Here is a 15,997-nt window from a genome sequence, read left to right as displayed (position 1 = left end):
TTATTTAGTAGCTTTTTTCTTATTAGCAACGGTTTTCTTTCTACCTTTACGAGTACGTGCATTGTTCTTTGTGCTCTGACCTCTTACAGGCAGACCAATACGGTGACGTACACCACGATAGCAACCAATATCCATTAATCGCTTAATGTTCAATTGGATTTCAGAACGAAGATCACCTTCCACTTTATACTCTGCACCGATAATCTCACGAATCTTAGCAGCTTGATCATCTGTCCAGTCTTTAACCTTCAGATCTTTATCTACACCAGCTTTATCTAAAATTTTTGCTGAACTACTGCGACCTATTCCATATACATAGGTCAACGCAATTTCACCTCTTTTATTCTGAGGTAAATCTACACCAACTATTCTTATAGCCATATACTTAATTATTTTTTTTGCAAAAATAACAAAATTATCCTTGACGTTGTTTATACTTAGGATTTTTCTTGTTTATAACATACAAACGGCCATTACGTCTAACGATCTTACATTCTGGCGTGCGTTTTTTTAATGATGCTCTTACTTTCATATCTTATTTTATTTATATCTAAACACAATTCTTCCTTTCGATAAGTCGTAAGGAGACATTTCAACTCTCACTTTATCCCCAGGCAGGATCTTGATGTAATGCATCCGCATCTTGCCTGAAATATGTGCAGTAATCTCATGTCCGTTTTCTAATTCAACACGAAACATTGCATTTGACAATGCTTCAACTATAACTCCATCTTGTTCTATTGCAGATTGCTTTGCCATATTATATTGCTTTATCTCCTAAAACTTCTTCTATGAATTTGAATGAAGACAAAATATCGGCTTCACCAGCTCCAACAGCTACCGTATGTTCAAAATGTGCTGCACATTTACGATCTCTGGTCCTCACAGTCCATCCGTCACGTTCCATAATCACTTGACGATCTCCCAATGTTATCATAGGCTCTATTGCTATGCAAAGACCTCTTTTCATCAAAGATCCATATCCTCTTTTACCATAATTAGGCACCTGAGGATCTTCGTGCATCTCTTTACCAATGCCATGACCAACAAACTCACGCACTACACCATAAGAGTGAGACTCACAATATTGCTGAATAGCATACCCGATGTCTCCTATTCTTTTGCCTTGCACTGCATTCTGAATGCCAATATATAACGCTTCTTTAGTTACCTTCAACAAGTTACGAATCTCTTCATCCACCTCTCCTACACAGAAAGTATAAGCAGAATCACCACAAAAACCATTCATGTAAGTTCCGCAATCCACTGATACGATATCGCCATCTTTCAGTACAATATCCCCTGGAATTCCGTGTACCACCTGCTCATTGACAGAAGTACAGAGAGACGCAGGAAATGGTTCTCCATATTGATTCGGAAACCCCTTGAAAGTCGGAGTTGCCCCATGATCCCTAATGAACTCTTCAGCGACTTTATCCAACTCACGTGTAGTTACACCAGGCTTCACCAATTTAGCAACCTCTGCAAGAGTTTTACCAACAAGCAGGTTACTCTGACGGAGCAATTCTATTTCATCTTCTGTCTTAAGAAATATCATTTCTAGTTTAAAGAATTAATATGCCGCTACACCAGTGCGTCCTTTAATACGACCAGATTTCAACAGACCGTCATAGTGTCTCATCAACAAATGACTTTCAACCTGTTGCAGTGTATCAAGAACAACACCTACAAGGATTAACAAAGATGTACCGCCGAAGAATTGAGCAAACCCTGCTTGCACCCCGAATATACCAGCAAAAGCAGGCATAATAGCAACTAAAGCCAAAAAGAAAGAACCCGGCAAAGTGATACGAGACATTATATCATCAATATACTCCGCTGTTTTCTTTCCCGGTTTAATACCAGGGATGAAACCATTATTTCTCTTCATATCCTCAGCCATCTGAGTCGGATTAATTGTAATTGCAGTATAGAAATATGTAAATAATATAATCATTACCGCAAAGACAAAATTATACCAGAAACTTGTATGATCTGTAAACGCATGCAAGAAACCACCTGCATCATTTACATTTGAAAAACCTATAAATGTAATTGGAATAAACATGATTGCCTGAGCAAAGATGATAGGCATAACACCGGCAGCATTCACTTTCAAAGGAATATACTGTCTAGCGCCACCATATTGCTTGTTACCAACAATCCTTTTTGCATACTGTACAGGAATCTTTCTTGTACCTTGCACCAAAAGGATAGCAGCACCAATCACTAATAATAAGAATACGATCTCAATTATAAACATGATCAATCCACCACTCTTATTTGCTACTCTAGATACAACTTCTTGCAACAAAGCATCAGGGAAACGAGCGATAATACCAATCAAGATAATAAATGAAATACCGTTACCAATACCTTTATCAGTAATTCTTTCACCAAGCCACAAAATAAACATACTACCTGCTGCCAGAATAATGGTAGAGGTAACCATAAACAGAGTCCAATCTAATGAAGCATTTAAGGAAGGACCAGCCTGCATTTTAAGATTGAGCAAATAAGAAGGGGCCTGAACTAACAATATAGCAATCGTCAAGTAACGAGTATATTGATTCATTTTTCTTCTGCCGCTCTCACCTTCGCGCTGCAGCTTCTGGAAATACGGCACAGCGATTCCCAATAACTGGATTACGATAGATGCAGAGATATAAGGCATGATTCCTAATGCAAAAATAGAGGCATTAGAAAATGCTCCTCCAGAGAACATATTTAACAAGGCTAAAAGGCCTTCACTTGTTTGTTCGTGCAATTTTGCCAGCATCGCCGGATTGATACCCGGTAATACGACATATGATCCAAAACGGTAAATTGCCACAAACAATATGGTAATGAGGATCCGCTGTTTCAGATCCTCAATTTTCCATATATTCTTTAATGTTTCAATAGCTTTTCTCATTGAATCAGAGTTTTACTACAGTTCCACCAACAGCCTCAATAGCAGCAGTCGCAGTCTTGGAGAATGCATGAGCTTCTACCTCCAGCTTGTTGGTCAGAGTTCCGTTACCCAATACTTTTACCAACTGATTTGAAGATATAAATCCAGCTTCGATAAAGTCATTCACACCAACTTTCACCAAGTTCTTAGCTTCAGCAAGTTTCTGGATAGTATCCAGATTAATGGCTTTATATTCTACACGATTGATATTCTTGAAACCAAATTTAGGAACTCGACGTTGAAGAGGCATTTGACCACCTTCAAAACCGATCTTCTTAGAGTATCCAGATCTTGATTTAGCTCCCTTATGACCTCTTGTAGAAGTACCGCCTAAGCCAGAACCAGTTCCACGTCCAATTCTTTTTCTTGTCTTAGTAGATCCCTCTGCAGGTTTTAAATTACTTAAGTTCATATTGTAATTTCGTTTTATTATTCAACAAATAATTACTTAACAATGGCAACCAAGTGTTTTACTTTATCTACCATCCCAAGAATTGAAGGAGTACTTTCGTGTTCAACCACACGGTTCAGTTTACGAAGTCCCAGTGCATCAAGAGTTCTTTTCTGATCAGCTGGAGCACCAATTCTACTTTTAACTTGTTTAATCTTTATAGTTGACATATCTCCTCCTTATCCTCTAAATACTTTTTCAACACTAATACCTCTGTTCTGCGCAACCATTCTTGCATCACGCATTTCACTCAAAGCTTCAATTGTAGCTTTAACAAGATTGTGCGGATTTGAAGAACCTTTAGATTTAGCCAAAACGTCAGTAACACCAACACTTTCCAATACAGCACGCATAGCACCACCCGCTACAACACCAGTACCGTGAGATGCGGGTTTAATGAATACTTCAGCACCACCAAATTTAGCTGATTGTTCGTGGGGAACAGTACCTTTCAAAATAGGCACTCTAACCAAATTCTTTTTAGCTGATTCAACACCTTTAGCGATAGCAGCTGTTACTTCACCAGCTTTACCAAGTCCCCAACCAATGATACCTTCTTCGTTACCTACAACAACGATTGCAGAAAAACTAAAAGTTCTACCACCTTTGGTAACTTTAGTAACACGATTAATAGCAACCAATCTATCTTTCAGTTCTATATCGTTAGTAATCTTAACTCTATTATTAACTCCTGCCATAATGATTAAAATTTAAGTCCACCGTTACGAGCAGCATCAGCTACTTCTTTTACTCTCCCATGATACAAGTAACCATTACGGTCGAAAACAACAGTAGTTATACCTGCTTCTTGCGCCTTTTTAGCAATCATTTCACCCACTTTAGCAGCTTGTTCTTTTTTAGCGACCTTCTCAGTCAAACCTAAAGAAGAAGCAGCAGCCAGTGTCTTACCAGAAAGATCATCAATAATCTGGACATAAATTTGCTTGTTACTTCTAAATACACTCATACGCGGACGTTCAGTAGTACCCGAAATTCTGTTGCGTACTCTATATTTAATCTTAACTCGTCTTTCTATTTTTGTTGTCATAATAATCTAATTTTATATGAATTACTTAGCACCGGCTGATTTACCAGACTTTCTACGAATTACTTCGCCAACAAACTTAATACCTTTACCCTTGTATGGTTCAGGCTTACGGAAAGAACGTATTTTAGAGCAAACTTGACCAAGCAATTGTTTGTCACAAGATTCCAGTATAATAAGAGGATTCTTATTTCTTTCAGACTTAGTTTCAACTTTTACCTCTGCAGGCAATTGAATGAAAATATTGTGTGTATAACCTAAAGCCAGCTCAATGATGTTTCCTTGGTTAGAAGCACGATAACCTACACCGACAAGCTCCAGTTCTTTCTTATATCCTTCAGATACACCCACAACCATGTTGTGAACTAAAGAACGATACAAACCGTGGAAAGCATGTTTTTGCTTCGGGTTATCAAGCATTTCTTTATCGTTTTCTGTAAAAGTTACGTGTCCGTCTTCAATAGCAACATTGATAGCCGGATTCACATATTGGCTCATTTCGCCTTTGGGTCCCTTTACGGTAACCACATTATCCTTCAGAGTGACTGTCACTCCAGCAGGGATACTAATGGGCAATTTTCCTATTCTTGACATTCTAATTCCTCCTAATTAATATACATAACACAAGACTTCACCACCGATCTTCAGTTCTGCAGCCTCTTTGTTAGTCATCACACCTTTGGAAGTAGATATTATAGCAATACCCAACCCATTAATAACACGCGGCATATCTTTGTATCCGGTATACTTACGCATACCCGGAGAAGATATTCTTTCTAACTTTTTGATTGCGTTAACCTTGTTAACGGAATCATATTTCAAGGCCACTTTAATTGTGCCTTGAGGACCATCTTCTACAAACTTATAGTTAAGAATGTAGCCTTTTTCAAAAAGAATCTTAGTGATTTCTTTTTTCAAATTCGAAGCAGGAACTTCAACCACTCTGTGTTTTGCACTAATCGCGTTCCGCAACCTCGTCAAATAATCTGCTATTGGATCAGTCATATAAAATAAAATTAAATTAATCAGGACTACCCTGACAATATTTAAACAATAATTACCAGCTTGCTTTTTTTACGCCTGGTATCAGTCCATTAGATGCCATCTCACGGAACTGAATTCTCGAAATTCCGAATTGACGAATGTAACCTTTAGGACGACCCGTCAGTTTGCAACGATTGTGCATGCGAATCGGATTAGAATTCTTAGGCAACTCTTGCAACTTCTGTGCAGCTTCGAAAGCATCAGCAGGATCACCTGTTCTTACAATCTGCTTCAAAGCAGCCCTTTTCTCGGCGTATTTGGCTACTAATTTAGCACGCTTTACTTCACGTGCTTTCATTGATTCCTTTGCCATATCTATTAGTCTTTTTTAGCGTTTTTAAAAGGTAAACCGAATTCCTTCAACAAAGCATACCCTTCTTCATCTGTTTTCGCAGAGGTCACAAAGGTAATATTCATTCCTAAAATTCTTGTAATACTATCGATATTTATTTCAGGGAAAATAATTTGTTCCTGAATACCAAGGGTATAGTTACCTTTACCATCAAATTTACTTTCGATACCTTTGAAGTCACGAATACGAGGAAGAGCTACACGAACCAATTTTTCAAGGAATTCGTACATTCTTTCACGGCGTAAAGTTACCATAACACCAATCGGCATTTTTTTACGTAACTTAAAATTAGCGATATCTTTACGTGAAATGGTAGCTACAGCCTTCTGACCTGTAATAGCTGTCATTTCATTGATTGCAACTTCTATAATCTTCTTATCAGCAACAGCCATACCTAACCCCTGATTGATAACAATCTTCTTAAGTACGGGTATCTGCATTGTAGAAGAATACTGGAACTGTGATTTCAATGCAGGTGCTATACGCTCTGCATATTCTTTCTTAAGACTAGCAGTATTACTCATTACTTAATCTCCTCTCCTGATTTTTTAGAATAACGCACTAAAGTTCCTTCTGAACTCTTTTTTCTCCCAATACGCGTTGCTTTACCAGTTTTTGGATCAACCGGGTTCAAGTTTGAAATGTGGATAGAAGCTTCCTGCTTCACGATACCACCTTGAGGATTCTTAGCATTCGGTTTTGTGCTTTTAGATACCATATTGATACCTTCTACAAACGCACGTCCTTCTTTAACAAGAACCTTCAATACACGACCAGTTTTGCCCTTATCTTCACCAGCATTTACGTAAACTGTGTCGCCTTTTTTAATATGTAATTTACTCATTACTTAAATCTTTTACAAATTAAAGTACCTCAGGCGCAAGTGACACAACTTTCATGTTTGTAGCACGAAGTTCTCTTGCTACAGGACCGAAAATACGACTACCTCTAATTTCACCCGCATTATTCAACAACACGCAAGCATTATCATCAAAACGTATATAAGAACCATCAGGGCGACGGATTTCTTTCTTTGTACGTACAATCAAAGCCTTTGATACTGCACCTTTTTTAACATCACTAGAAGGGATAACACTCTTCACTGAAACTACAATGACATCCCCCACTGAAGCATAACGACGACCTGTACCACCCAAAACGCGGATACACAACGCCTCTTTCGCTCCACTGTTATCACATACTGTAAGTCTGGATTCTACTTGTATCATAATTACTTAGCTCTTTCAATTATTTCTACTAATCTCCATCTTTTAGTCTTGCTCAAAGGACGAGTTTCCATAATGCTTACAGTATCACCGATATTGCATTCATTCTTTTCATCGTGAGCATGGTACTTCTTCGTTTTACTAACAAACTTACCATATATAGGGTGTTTTTCCTTAAACTTAGCAGCAACTGTGATGGTCTTATCCATCTTATTGCTCAACACAACCCCTGTTCTTTCTTTTCTTAAATTTCTTGCTTCCATCAAGCTGATCATTTATTGTTAAGTTCTCTTTCGCGCAATTCTGTTTTCATACGCGCAATAGTCCTGCGTAATTGTTTGATTTGAGCAGGATTTTCCAAAGGAGAAATAGAATGATTAATAACCATTTGGTTATAATTAGCTGTTTCCGCCTCTACTCTTTCTACTAAATCATTAGTAGTCATTTCTTTAATTTCTGCAATTTTCATAACACTTACGCATTTTGATTTTGAATATCATAATCACGTCTTACGACAAACTTCGTTGTAATAGGAAGCTTTTGAGCAGCTAAGCGCAATGCTTCTTTCGCGATTTCGTAAGATACTCCTTCAGCTTCAATAATGATTCTACCTGGAGTAACAGGAGCCACAAATCCCTCTGGAGCACCTTTACCTTTACCCATACGTACATCGGCAGGTTTTCTAGTAATCGGCTTATCCGGGAATATACGGATCCAGATCTGTCCTTGACGTTGCATGTATCTTGTTACTGCAATACGAGCAGCTTCGATCTGACGGCCTGTAATCCACTTAGTCTCCAAAGCCTTTATGCCAAAAGAACCAAAGGCCAACTGGTTGCCTCTCTGAGCATTACCTTTCTGACGACCTTTCTGTTGTCTTCTGAATTTTGTCTTTTTCGGTTGTAACATAGTTTCCTAAAATTCAAATTCGTTTAGCGATTATTTTTCTTTCTTTTGAAGTTCTTTCCGCCGTTGTTTCCACTGTTGTTTCCACGACCACTTTCTTTGCTTTGCGTAAAGTTCGGAGCCAATTCTTTCTTACCAAACACTTCACCTCTACAAATCCAAACTTTGATACCTAAAAGACCCACTTTAGTCAATGCTTCTGCATGACAGTAGTCAATATCAGCCCTGAAAGTGTGCAACGGAGTTCTTCCTTCTTTATACATTTCAGAACGAGCCATTTCAGCTCCATTCAAACGTCCTGAAATCTGGATCTTGATACCTTCAGCCCCCATACGCATTGTGTTTGCGATAGCCATCTTGATGGCACGGCGATAGGCAATTTTACCTTCAACCTGACGAGCGATGTTATTAGCAACAATCACAGCATCCAGTTCCGGTCTCTTCACTTCAAAGATATTGATTTGAATATCTTTGTCGGTAACCTTCTTCAACTCCTCTTTTAACTTATCAACTTCCTGACCACCTTTACCGATAATAATACCCGGACGAGCGGTGCAAACAGTAATAGTAACGAGCTTCAGCGTACGTTCAATTACGATTCTTGATACACTTGCTTTTGCAAGTCTAGCATTAAGATATTTACGGATCTTGCTATCTTCCAGCAAAGAATCACCGTAATCATTTCCACCATACCAGTTAGAATCCCATCCTCTGATAATTCCTAAACGGTTGCTTATTGGATTAACTTTTTGTCCCATCTACCTTAATTTTGATCTTCGTTATTACTTTTAGCACCAACGAACAATGTTACGTGATTTGAACGTTTGCGAATTCTATAACCTCTACCCTGTGGTGCCGGTCTCATTCTTTTGAGTGTAGCTCCACCATCAACAAAAATCTGTGTTACGAACAACTCGCCACTTTCCGCTTTACGTTCGTTTTTCTGTTCCCAGTTAGCAATTGCAGAGCGAAGCAATTTTTCCACTCTTGCAGCAGCTTCTTTTGAAGAAAATTTCAAAACACCAAGTGCTCTGTTCACTTCCATACCGCGGATCATGTCTGCAACCAGACGCATCTTGCGCGGAGAAGTAGGAACATTTTGCAATTTTGCAAAATACATGGTCTTAAGGGCTTCTTTTCTCTTTTCAGCCGATATTTTTTTTCTTGCTCCCATTATTATTTATTACTTTATTATTTCAAATAAATCCTGTTATTTTTTCTTGTTACCAGCGTGTCCTCTGAATGTACGAGTTGGAGCAAATTCGCCCAACTTGTGTCCTACCATATTCTCGGTAACATAAACAGGAATAAATTTATTTCCATTGTGAACTGCAACTGTATGCCCTACAAAATCAGGCGAAATCATTGAAGCTCTGGCCCAAGTCTTTACTACAACTTTCTTACCAGATTCATTCATGGCAAGAATTTTCTTTTCAAGCTTAACGTTAATATATGGACCTTTTTTTAATGAACGACTCATAATTTACTCAATTAATCAGATTACTTTTTTCTTCTCTCAATAATGTACTTAGACGACTGTTTCTTAGGAGCTCTAGTCTTAAGTCCCTTAGCGTACAATCCCTTACGTGATCTTGGATGACCTCCGGAAGCGCGTCCTTCACCACCCCCCATCGGGTGATCAACCGGGTTCATTACAACACCACGGTTACGTGGACGACGTCCCTGCCAACGAGAACGTCCAGCTTTACCTGAACTTTCCAATCCATGATCAGAGTTACCTACACTACCGACAGTAGCTTTACAAGTGCTAAGAATCTGTCTAACTTCACCTGAAGGCAACTTAATTACACAATACTTACCCTCACGAGAAGTCAACTGAGCAAAGTTACCAGCTGAACGAACCAGAGCAGCACCCTGTCCCGGACGTAATTCGATATTGTGAATTACAGTACCCACCGGAATGTTTTGAAGAGGAAGAGCATTACCAATCTCTGGCGCTGCTGTTTCACCTGACATCAGAGTCGCACCAACTTGCAATCCATTGGGAGCAATAATATATCTTTTTTCTCCATCAGCGTAAAATAACAAAGCAATACGAGCCGAGCGATTCGGATCGTATTCAATTGTTTTAACTACTGCTGGAACACCGTCCTTATTTCTCTTGAAATCAACAATTCTAATCACCTTTCTATGACCACCACCAATGTAGCGCATAGTCATCTTCCCTTCGTTGTTACGACCTCCAGATGATTTCTTACCATATACAAGAGACTTTTCTGGTACTGATGCAGTAATTTCTTCGAAAGTACCAATAATTTTATGTCTTTGCCCCGGTGTTGTGGGCTTAAATTTACGTACTGCCATTTTTATTAAATATTGCTATAAAAATCAATAGTATCTCCTTCTTTCAATGTCACGATTGCTTTTTTGAAAGCATTCGTACGACCATTGATAATACCTGCTTTGGTATAACGGCTCTTATTTTTGCCAGCATACTTCACAGTATTCACATCAACTACTGTAACATTATAAAGAGCTTCAATTTCCTTCTTAATTTCCAGTTTGTTAGCTTCAGGACGCACAACAAAGCCGAAACGATTCAGCTTATCTGTGATTGCAGTCATTTTTTCTGTTACCAACGGTTTAATAATAATTCCCATTATTTAAGCCTCCTTTTTAAATTAAGATATTGTCAATAGCCTTCAAAGAGTTTTCAGTAAACACAACCACCCCAGCATTCAATACTCTGTAAGTATTTAATCCCGAGATAGTCTGCACATTAGCACCCTCAATGTTACGAGCTGACAAATATACGTTTTTATCTGCTTCCGGCAAAACCATAAACAACTTTCTGTCAGAAACTTTAAGATTTTTTATCACTTCAACAAAATCTTTTGTCTTAGGAGCTCCAAATGTGAAATCCTCAACGACAATGATTGCATCGTTTTGAGCTTTATAAGACAAAGCTGACTTACGAGCCAATGTCTTAACTTTTTTATTCAACTTAAAGAAGTAGTCTCTTGGCTTCGGACCGAAAACGCGCCCTCCCCCTACAAGAACCGGTGAATTCATATCACCACGACGTGCTCCGCCGCCACCTTTCTGGCGACCGATCTTACGAGTTGAACCACTGATTTCACTTCTTTCTTTTGACTTATGAGTACCCTGACGCTGATTGGCCATAAATTGCTTTACGTCCAAATAAATAGCGTGGTCGTTGGGCTCAATTCCGAAGATAGATTCGTTTAACGTAACCTTTCTCCCAGTGTCTTCACCTTTAATGTTATATACGTTAACTTCCATTATTTCTCAATTAATACGATTGAACCTTTGCAACCCGGGATAGAACCTTTAATCAAAAGAAGGTTATGATCCGCGATTACTTTTAATACCTGCAAATTTTGTACAGTGACCCTGTCACCACCAAGTTGTCCACCCATGCGCATTCCTTTGAATACTTTTGCAGGGTAAGAACAAGCACCGATAGAACCCGGTTTACGAGCGCGGTTATGCTGTCCGTGAGTAGACTGACCCACACCACCAAAACCATGTCTTTTTACTACACCCTGGAAACCTTTACCCTTAGAAGTTCCAACAACATCAACAAAGCTAGCATCGTTAAACATTTCTACGGTAACTGTATCACCCAGATTCAACTCTGTCTCAAATTCTTTGAACTCAGCCAAGTGTCTCTTTGGTGTCACTCCTGCTTTTTTAAAATGCCCCATCAGCGGTTTAGTTGTATGTTTTTCCTTTTTGTCCTGAAAACCCAACTGAACAGCTGCATAGCCATCTTTTTCTACAGTTTTAACTTGAGTAACAACACAAGGACCTGCTTCGATAACAGTGCATGGTACATTTTTACCATCAGCACTGAAAACGGATGTCATTCCGATTTTTTTTCCTAATAATCCTGGCATTTCACTAATTTTTAATTATCAAACTTTAATTTCTACTTCCACACCACTTGGCAATTCCAACTTCATCAGCGCATCTACTGTCTTAGCTGTAGAGCTATAAATGTCGATTAATCTCTTGTAAGAAGAGAGTTCAAATTGCTCACGAGACTTTTTGTTTACGAAAGTCGAACGGTTAACGGTAAAAATACGCTTGTGCGTAGGCAGAGGAATCGGACCGCTAACGATCGCCCCCGTAGCCTTTACTGTTCTTACAATCTTTTCGGCTGATTTATCAACCAAGTTGTGGTCGTAAGATTTCAATTTAATTCTAATTTTCTGACTCATTATATTTTTAAATTAAGATATTTATAATATGATAAAGCAGCAGGCTAAGAGTCATTCGCTAGCCTGCTACCTTCAATATTTTAGAGCAAATCAACACGTCCCTTTACTTCTTCCAATACCGCCTTAGCAATAGAAGTAGAAACTTGAGCGTGGTGAGAGTAAGTCATAGACGAAGTCGCACGACCAGACGTAATAGTACGCAATGCGGTTACATAACCAAACATTTCCGCCAGCGGAACCATAGCTTTTACAATACGGGCACCAGAACGGCTGGACTCCATACCTTCCACCTGTCCACGACGTTTATTTAAGTCACCGATTACATCACCCATATTTTCTTCCGGAGTCACAACTTCCAGTTTCATGATAGGTTCCATCAATACCGGGCCAGCCTTAGCGCAAGCATTTTTATATGCCTGAATAGCACAAATTTCAAAAGACAACTGGTCAGAGTCAACTGGATGGAAAGAACCGTCAACTAATGTTACTTTCAGTGAGTCCAACGGATAACCAGCCAACACACCATTCTTCATAGCAGTTATGAACCCCTTCTGAACCGACGGGATGAATTCCTTGGGAATATTACCTCCCTTCACTTCATCAATAAACTGTAAACCGCCTTCCTTGAAATCTTCATCAACCGGACCGATCTTAACAATAATATCGGCAAATTTTCCACGACCACCAGACTGCTTCTTGTAAACTTCACGCAGATCTACCGTCTTAGTGATAGCCTCTTTATAGTTAACCTGCGGTTTACCTTGATTACATTCTACCTTGAACTCACGTTTCAAACGGTCAATAATAATATCCAAATGAAGCTCACCCATACCGGAGATTACAGTCTGACCAGTCTGTTCGTCAGTTTTCACTGTGAACGTCGGGTCTTCCTCTGCCAATTTAGCCAAACCATTAGAAAGCTTATCCATATCTTTCTGGGTTTTGGGCTCAACAGCAATACCAATTACCGGTTCCGGGAAGTCCATAGACTCGAGAACAATCGGAGCTGTTTCATCACAAAGAGTATCACCCGTGCGAATATCTTTAAAACCAACGCCTGCACCAATATCACCAGCACTAATTACTTCAACTGGGTTCTGTTTATTTGAGTGCATCTGAAATAGACGAGAAACACGCTCTTTCTTACCTGAACGAGAGTTGTAGATATATGAACCAGCTTCAATCTTACCTGAATATACACGGAAGAAAGTCAAACGACCTACATATGGGTCGGTAGCGATCTTAAACGCCAAAGCAGCAGTCTTTTCATCATCACTCGGCTTACGGTCTTCTTCTGCACCTGTATTCGGGTTAGTTCCGATTACATTTTCAGTATCCAGTGGAGAAGGCAAGAAAGCACAAACATAGTCAAGCAATGTCTGAACACCCTTATTCTTGAAAGAAGATCCACAAAGCATAGGCACTACAGCCATCTGAACCGTTGCATTACGGAGAGCTCTCAACACCTCTTCTTCAGTAATAGTAGAAGGATCATCGAAATATTTCTCCATCAAAGCATCATCAAATTCAGCTACCTTTTCAAGCATCTTATCTCTCCATTCATTAGCTTCATCAACAAGATCTGCAGGAATTTCTGCTATAGTATAATCAGCCCCCATTGTCTCATCATGCCAATAAATAGCTTTCATTTTGATAAGATCTACAAGACCTTTGAAAGATTCTTCAGCACCGATAGGAATAACGATAGGACATGGATTAGCTCCAAGAACATCCTTCATCTGGCGAACTACTTCAAAAAAGTCTGCACCAGAACGGTCCATTTTATTAACGTAAGCAATACGAGGAACGTTATATTTATCAGCCTGACGCCATACAGTTTCTGATTGAGGTTCCACACCACCAACAGCACAGTAAGCAGCTACAGCTCCATCAAGAATACGGAGTGAACGTTCTACCTCTGCAGTAAAGTCAACATGTCCCGGAGTGTCAATCAAGTTAATTTTATAAGTATCACCAGCATATTTCCACCTTGTTGTTGTAGCAGCAGATGTAATAGTGATACCACGTTCTTGCTCCTGTTCCATCCAGTCCATAGTAGCAGCACCATCATGAACTTCACCAATTTTGTGAGTCAATCCAGTGTAAAACAAGATGCGTTCAGAAGTCGTTGTTTTTCCGGCATCGATGTGAGCCATGATACCGATATTACGAGTTAAATGTAAATCATGTTTAGCCATCTTCTAATTCCTTTACTTTAAGTTTATATTTAATTTCTTACAGTATTAGAATCTAAAATGAGCAAATGCACGGTTAGCTTCTGCCATTCTATGCATATCTTCTTTACGCTTGTATGCACCACCTTGTTCATTGAAGGCATCCATAATTTCAGCAGCTAACTTGTCAGCCATCGATTTACCACCTCTTTTACGAGCGAAAAGAATCAGGTTCTTCATTGAAATTGATTCTTTACGATCCGGACGGATTTCAGTAGGAACTTGGAAGGTAGCCCCACCTACACGGCGAGATTTCACTTCCACTTGCGGAGTCACATTATCCAAAGCCTTTTTCCAGATTTCGAGAGCCGATTTTTCTTCATTAGGAAGTTTCGCTTTCACTGTTTCCAAAGCGGCATAAAAGATTTCATAAGATGTATTTTTCTTACCATCATACATCAAATGGTTCACGAACTTAGAAACCTTTTGGTCATTGAACACGGGATCCGGAAGGATTACGCGTTTTTTGGGTTTTGTTTTTCTCATTTGTTTGAAAAATAATGTTTTTGTTCTTGGTTGTCTACTTCTTGACTTCTTCAACTCTCCCTCCGGAGAATTTACTCAACCTTTAGCATTTCCAACAAACTAAAACGTAAGTTATTACTTTAATTTTAATTAGGTCTTAATCCTTATTTCTTCTTACCTTTAGCGGGTGCAGCAGCTTGTCCCGGTTTCGGACGCTTAGCACCATACTTAGAACGTCTTTGAGTACGGCCAGCAACACCTGCTGTATCAAGCGTACCGCGAACGATGTGGTAACGTACACCCGGAAGGTCTTTTACACGACCGCCACGTACCAAAACGATTGAGTGTTCCTGCAAGTTGTGTCCTTCTCCCGGAATGTATGAGTTCACCTCTTTTTGGTTAGTCAAACGTACACGAGCTACTTTACGCATTGCAGAGTTCGGCTTCTTCGGAGTAGTAGTATATACTCTTACACAAACGCCACGTCTTTGAGGACATGAATCCAAGGCTGGAGATTTACTTTTCTCCACCAGCACTTCGCGTCCTTTTCTTACTAATTGCTGAATTGTAGGCATTTTAATTGTTTTTTGATTTATATTATTGTTATATTAATTTCGCAACTATACATTTGGGGCTGCAAAAATACGAATAATATTTGAATATTCAATGCACTACAACTTTTTTTTCTTTTTTGATGTTTTTATATTATCCTTACGCTTCTCCTTTTACACCCGTCAAAGGAGGAATAGGAGGTTCATCTGAAGTACGAATCGGTCCGAATACACGTTCATACTTTGCTATATTATCTTCTAATGCCCGTAGTAGACGTTTTGCATGTTCCGGAGCTACAATAATACGAGATTGCACACCAGCCTTCGGTATACCCGGCATTACGCGTACGAAGTCAAGGATAAACTCAGAACTTGAATGAGTTATAATAGCAAGATTTGCATAAGTCCCCTGTGCGACCTCGTCTCTCAATTCAATCTGTAATTGTCCATTGCTATTTTGTTCTTCCATATCTATATGATTAAAAAGTTATCCTGCAAAATAACACATTTTTCCTGAGACTAATGGTAATACACATGAATAAAAAAGAACTAAAAAAGGAGCAAT

Annotated in this window: 30 protein-coding genes; all 30 read right to left on the bottom strand. The window is 39.1% G+C overall.

The features are described 5' to 3' along the window. Positions 1–381 carry a 30S ribosomal protein S13 gene (gene rpsM, locus AB9N12_RS09225; RefSeq protein ID WP_004296328.1) on the bottom strand — a complete coding sequence of 127 codons (381 nt, stop codon included), beginning with the start codon at positions 379–381 and terminating at the stop codon, positions 1–3. Positions 382–415: 34 nt separating this feature from the next. Beyond that, a complete protein-coding gene (gene ykgO / locus AB9N12_RS09220) occupies positions 416–532 on the bottom strand; it encodes a type B 50S ribosomal protein L36 (protein WP_002558051.1) in 117 nt (38 codons plus the stop codon). An 8-nt stretch (positions 533–540) separates the two neighbouring features. Continuing rightward, entirely contained in the window at positions 541–759 is a 219-nt protein-coding gene (infA, locus tag AB9N12_RS09215) for a translation initiation factor IF-1 (RefSeq protein ID WP_002558052.1), read from the bottom strand. 1 nt (position 760) lies between these two features. Continuing rightward, positions 761–1,558 (bottom strand): type I methionyl aminopeptidase, encoded by a 798-nt coding sequence (gene map / locus AB9N12_RS09210; RefSeq protein ID WP_369891574.1) that lies wholly within the window; start codon positions 1,556–1,558, stop codon positions 761–763. Between the two features lie 15 nt (positions 1,559–1,573). Next, positions 1,574–2,914, bottom strand: coding sequence for a preprotein translocase subunit SecY (gene secY / locus AB9N12_RS09205; protein WP_369891572.1), 1,341 nt, complete (start codon positions 2,912–2,914; stop codon positions 1,574–1,576). A 4-nt stretch (positions 2,915–2,918) separates the two neighbouring features. Then, entirely contained in the window at positions 2,919–3,365 is a 447-nt protein-coding gene (rplO, locus tag AB9N12_RS09200) for a 50S ribosomal protein L15 (protein WP_369891570.1), read from the bottom strand. Between the two features lie 32 nt (positions 3,366–3,397). Next, on the bottom strand, positions 3,398–3,574 hold the full coding sequence (rpmD, locus tag AB9N12_RS09195; RefSeq protein ID WP_004296332.1) for a 50S ribosomal protein L30: 177 nt from the start codon (positions 3,572–3,574) through the stop codon (positions 3,398–3,400). Positions 3,575–3,583: 9 nt separating this feature from the next. Then, positions 3,584–4,102, bottom strand: coding sequence for a 30S ribosomal protein S5 (gene rpsE / locus AB9N12_RS09190; RefSeq protein WP_289765824.1), 519 nt, complete (start codon positions 4,100–4,102; stop codon positions 3,584–3,586). Positions 4,103–4,107: 5 nt separating this feature from the next. After that, the gene (rplR, locus tag AB9N12_RS09185; RefSeq protein WP_369891567.1) at positions 4,108–4,452 is read right to left on the bottom strand and encodes a 50S ribosomal protein L18; all 345 of its coding nucleotides are present in this window, start codon (positions 4,450–4,452) and stop codon (positions 4,108–4,110) included. A gap of 21 nt (positions 4,453–4,473) precedes the next feature. Next, on the bottom strand, positions 4,474–5,043 hold the full coding sequence (gene rplF, locus AB9N12_RS09180) for a 50S ribosomal protein L6 (RefSeq protein WP_369891565.1): 570 nt from the start codon (positions 5,041–5,043) through the stop codon (positions 4,474–4,476). Positions 5,044–5,058: 15 nt separating this feature from the next. Continuing rightward, positions 5,059–5,454 (bottom strand): 30S ribosomal protein S8, encoded by a 396-nt coding sequence (rpsH, locus tag AB9N12_RS09175; protein WP_294627867.1) that lies wholly within the window; start codon positions 5,452–5,454, stop codon positions 5,059–5,061. 52 nt (positions 5,455–5,506) lie between these two features. Next, the gene (gene rpsN, locus AB9N12_RS09170; protein WP_004310885.1) at positions 5,507–5,806 is read right to left on the bottom strand and encodes a 30S ribosomal protein S14; all 300 of its coding nucleotides are present in this window, start codon (positions 5,804–5,806) and stop codon (positions 5,507–5,509) included. Between the two features lie 5 nt (positions 5,807–5,811). After that, positions 5,812–6,369, bottom strand: a complete 558-nt coding sequence (rplE, locus tag AB9N12_RS09165; protein WP_369891563.1) for a 50S ribosomal protein L5 — start codon at positions 6,367–6,369, stop codon at positions 5,812–5,814. Beyond that, positions 6,369–6,689: a 50S ribosomal protein L24 gene (gene rplX / locus AB9N12_RS09160; protein WP_004296339.1), complete on the bottom strand. Its 321-nt coding sequence runs from the start codon at positions 6,687–6,689 to the stop codon at positions 6,369–6,371. Before rplX ends, rplE begins: the two co-directional genes overlap by 1 nt. 19 nt (positions 6,690–6,708) lie before the next feature. Then, on the bottom strand, positions 6,709–7,074 hold the full coding sequence (gene rplN / locus AB9N12_RS09155) for a 50S ribosomal protein L14 (protein ID WP_004296340.1): 366 nt from the start codon (positions 7,072–7,074) through the stop codon (positions 6,709–6,711). A 2-nt stretch (positions 7,075–7,076) separates the two neighbouring features. Then, complete coding sequence (gene rpsQ, locus AB9N12_RS09150) at positions 7,077–7,346, bottom strand: 30S ribosomal protein S17 (protein ID WP_004296341.1); 270 nt, start codon at positions 7,344–7,346, stop codon at positions 7,077–7,079. Then, entirely contained in the window at positions 7,343–7,540 is a 198-nt protein-coding gene (rpmC, locus tag AB9N12_RS09145; protein WP_004296342.1) for a 50S ribosomal protein L29, read from the bottom strand. Before rpmC ends, rpsQ begins: the two co-directional genes overlap by 4 nt. A 5-nt stretch (positions 7,541–7,545) precedes the next feature. After that, positions 7,546–7,980 carry a 50S ribosomal protein L16 gene (rplP, locus tag AB9N12_RS09140; RefSeq protein ID WP_004291234.1) on the bottom strand — a complete coding sequence of 145 codons (435 nt, stop codon included), beginning with the start codon at positions 7,978–7,980 and terminating at the stop codon, positions 7,546–7,548. Positions 7,981–8,003: 23 nt separating this feature from the next. Next, complete coding sequence (gene rpsC, locus AB9N12_RS09135) at positions 8,004–8,735, bottom strand: 30S ribosomal protein S3 (RefSeq protein WP_004296343.1); 732 nt, start codon at positions 8,733–8,735, stop codon at positions 8,004–8,006. A 5-nt stretch (positions 8,736–8,740) separates the two neighbouring features. Further along, on the bottom strand, positions 8,741–9,151 hold the full coding sequence (rplV, locus tag AB9N12_RS09130) for a 50S ribosomal protein L22 (RefSeq protein ID WP_004296344.1): 411 nt from the start codon (positions 9,149–9,151) through the stop codon (positions 8,741–8,743). A 36-nt stretch (positions 9,152–9,187) separates the two neighbouring features. Beyond that, a complete protein-coding gene (gene rpsS / locus AB9N12_RS09125) occupies positions 9,188–9,457 on the bottom strand; it encodes a 30S ribosomal protein S19 (RefSeq protein ID WP_249053856.1) in 270 nt (89 codons plus the stop codon). Between the two features lie 20 nt (positions 9,458–9,477). Further along, positions 9,478–10,302, bottom strand: a complete 825-nt coding sequence (gene rplB, locus AB9N12_RS09120) for a 50S ribosomal protein L2 (RefSeq protein WP_117936385.1) — start codon at positions 10,300–10,302, stop codon at positions 9,478–9,480. A 5-nt stretch (positions 10,303–10,307) separates the two neighbouring features. Then, on the bottom strand, positions 10,308–10,598 hold the full coding sequence (rplW, locus tag AB9N12_RS09115; RefSeq protein ID WP_004296347.1) for a 50S ribosomal protein L23: 291 nt from the start codon (positions 10,596–10,598) through the stop codon (positions 10,308–10,310). 16 nt (positions 10,599–10,614) lie between these two features. Further along, complete coding sequence (gene rplD, locus AB9N12_RS09110; protein ID WP_369891558.1) at positions 10,615–11,241, bottom strand: 50S ribosomal protein L4; 627 nt, start codon at positions 11,239–11,241, stop codon at positions 10,615–10,617. Then, a complete protein-coding gene (rplC, locus tag AB9N12_RS09105; RefSeq protein ID WP_369891556.1) occupies positions 11,241–11,858 on the bottom strand; it encodes a 50S ribosomal protein L3 in 618 nt (205 codons plus the stop codon). The genes rplD and rplC overlap by 1 nt, the downstream gene beginning before the upstream one ends. Before the next feature lie 18 nt (positions 11,859–11,876). Further along, complete coding sequence (rpsJ, locus tag AB9N12_RS09100; protein ID WP_002558075.1) at positions 11,877–12,182, bottom strand: 30S ribosomal protein S10; 306 nt, start codon at positions 12,180–12,182, stop codon at positions 11,877–11,879. 80 nt (positions 12,183–12,262) lie between these two features. Then, positions 12,263–14,380 (bottom strand): elongation factor G, encoded by a 2,118-nt coding sequence (gene fusA, locus AB9N12_RS09095; protein WP_369891554.1) that lies wholly within the window; start codon positions 14,378–14,380, stop codon positions 12,263–12,265. Positions 14,381–14,425: 45 nt separating this feature from the next. After that, positions 14,426–14,902, bottom strand: coding sequence for a 30S ribosomal protein S7 (gene rpsG / locus AB9N12_RS09090; RefSeq protein WP_369891552.1), 477 nt, complete (start codon positions 14,900–14,902; stop codon positions 14,426–14,428). 143 nt (positions 14,903–15,045) lie between these two features. Continuing rightward, positions 15,046–15,456, bottom strand: a complete 411-nt coding sequence (gene rpsL, locus AB9N12_RS09085) for a 30S ribosomal protein S12 (protein WP_002558078.1) — start codon at positions 15,454–15,456, stop codon at positions 15,046–15,048. Positions 15,457–15,592: 136 nt separating this feature from the next. Beyond that, complete coding sequence (locus AB9N12_RS09080) at positions 15,593–15,901, bottom strand: DUF3467 domain-containing protein (protein WP_369891550.1); 309 nt, start codon at positions 15,899–15,901, stop codon at positions 15,593–15,595. Positions 15,902–15,997: the final 96 nt, after the last annotated feature.

Source organism: Bacteroides sp. AN502(2024) (assembly GCF_041227145.1).
In the GTDB taxonomy this organism is placed as follows: domain Bacteria; phylum Bacteroidota; class Bacteroidia; order Bacteroidales; family Bacteroidaceae; genus Bacteroides.
This window is presented reverse-complemented; position numbering and strand designations above follow the sequence as displayed.

Coding starts and splice junctions, on each gene's coding strand:
- rpsM (WP_004296328.1), bottom strand. CDS start 381: ATGGCTATAAGAATAGTTGGTGTAGATTTACCTCAGAATAAAAGAGGT.
- ykgO (WP_002558051.1), bottom strand. CDS start 532: ATGAAAGTAAGAGCATCATTAAAAAAACGCACGCCAGAATGTAAGATC.
- infA (WP_002558052.1), bottom strand. CDS start 759: ATGGCAAAGCAATCTGCAATAGAACAAGATGGAGTTATAGTTGAAGCA.
- map (WP_369891574.1), bottom strand. CDS start 1,558: ATGATATTTCTTAAGACAGAAGATGAAATAGAATTGCTCCGTCAGAGT.
- secY (WP_369891572.1), bottom strand. CDS start 2,914: ATGAGAAAAGCTATTGAAACATTAAAGAATATATGGAAAATTGAGGAT.
- rplO (WP_369891570.1), bottom strand. CDS start 3,365: ATGAACTTAAGTAATTTAAAACCTGCAGAGGGATCTACTAAGACAAGA.
- rpmD (WP_004296332.1), bottom strand. CDS start 3,574: ATGTCAACTATAAAGATTAAACAAGTTAAAAGTAGAATTGGTGCTCCA.
- rpsE (WP_289765824.1), bottom strand. CDS start 4,102: ATGGCAGGAGTTAATAATAGAGTTAAGATTACTAACGATATAGAACTG.
- rplR (WP_369891567.1), bottom strand. CDS start 4,452: ATGACAACAAAAATAGAAAGACGAGTTAAGATTAAATATAGAGTACGC.
- rplF (WP_369891565.1), bottom strand. CDS start 5,043: ATGTCAAGAATAGGAAAATTGCCCATTAGTATCCCTGCTGGAGTGACA.
- rpsH (WP_294627867.1), bottom strand. CDS start 5,454: ATGACTGATCCAATAGCAGATTATTTGACGAGGTTGCGGAACGCGATT.
- rpsN (WP_004310885.1), bottom strand. CDS start 5,806: ATGGCAAAGGAATCAATGAAAGCACGTGAAGTAAAGCGTGCTAAATTA.
- rplE (WP_369891563.1), bottom strand. CDS start 6,369: ATGAGTAATACTGCTAGTCTTAAGAAAGAATATGCAGAGCGTATAGCA.
- rplX (WP_004296339.1), bottom strand. CDS start 6,689: ATGAGTAAATTACATATTAAAAAAGGCGACACAGTTTACGTAAATGCT.
- rplN (WP_004296340.1), bottom strand. CDS start 7,074: ATGATACAAGTAGAATCCAGACTTACAGTATGTGATAACAGTGGAGCG.
- rpsQ (WP_004296341.1), bottom strand. CDS start 7,346: ATGATCAGCTTGATGGAAGCAAGAAATTTAAGAAAAGAAAGAACAGGG.
- rpmC (WP_004296342.1), bottom strand. CDS start 7,540: ATGAAAATTGCAGAAATTAAAGAAATGACTACTAATGATTTAGTAGAA.
- rplP (WP_004291234.1), bottom strand. CDS start 7,980: ATGTTACAACCGAAAAAGACAAAATTCAGAAGACAACAGAAAGGTCGT.
- rpsC (WP_004296343.1), bottom strand. CDS start 8,735: ATGGGACAAAAAGTTAATCCAATAAGCAACCGTTTAGGAATTATCAGA.
- rplV (WP_004296344.1), bottom strand. CDS start 9,151: ATGGGAGCAAGAAAAAAAATATCGGCTGAAAAGAGAAAAGAAGCCCTT.
- rpsS (WP_249053856.1), bottom strand. CDS start 9,457: ATGAGTCGTTCATTAAAAAAAGGTCCATATATTAACGTTAAGCTTGAA.
- rplB (WP_117936385.1), bottom strand. CDS start 10,302: ATGGCAGTACGTAAATTTAAGCCCACAACACCGGGGCAAAGACATAAA.
- rplW (WP_004296347.1), bottom strand. CDS start 10,598: ATGGGAATTATTATTAAACCGTTGGTAACAGAAAAAATGACTGCAATC.
- rplD (WP_369891558.1), bottom strand. CDS start 11,241: ATGGAAGTTAACGTATATAACATTAAAGGTGAAGACACTGGGAGAAAG.
- rplC (WP_369891556.1), bottom strand. CDS start 11,858: ATGCCAGGATTATTAGGAAAAAAAATCGGAATGACATCCGTTTTCAGT.
- rpsJ (WP_002558075.1), bottom strand. CDS start 12,182: ATGAGTCAGAAAATTAGAATTAAATTGAAATCTTACGACCACAACTTG.
- fusA (WP_369891554.1), bottom strand. CDS start 14,380: ATGGCTAAACATGATTTACATTTAACTCGTAATATCGGTATCATGGCT.
- rpsG (WP_369891552.1), bottom strand. CDS start 14,902: ATGAGAAAAACAAAACCCAAAAAACGCGTAATCCTTCCGGATCCCGTG.
- rpsL (WP_002558078.1), bottom strand. CDS start 15,456: ATGCCTACAATTCAGCAATTAGTAAGAAAAGGACGCGAAGTGCTGGTG.
- AB9N12_RS09080 (WP_369891550.1), bottom strand. CDS start 15,901: ATGGAAGAACAAAATAGCAATGGACAATTACAGATTGAATTGAGAGAC.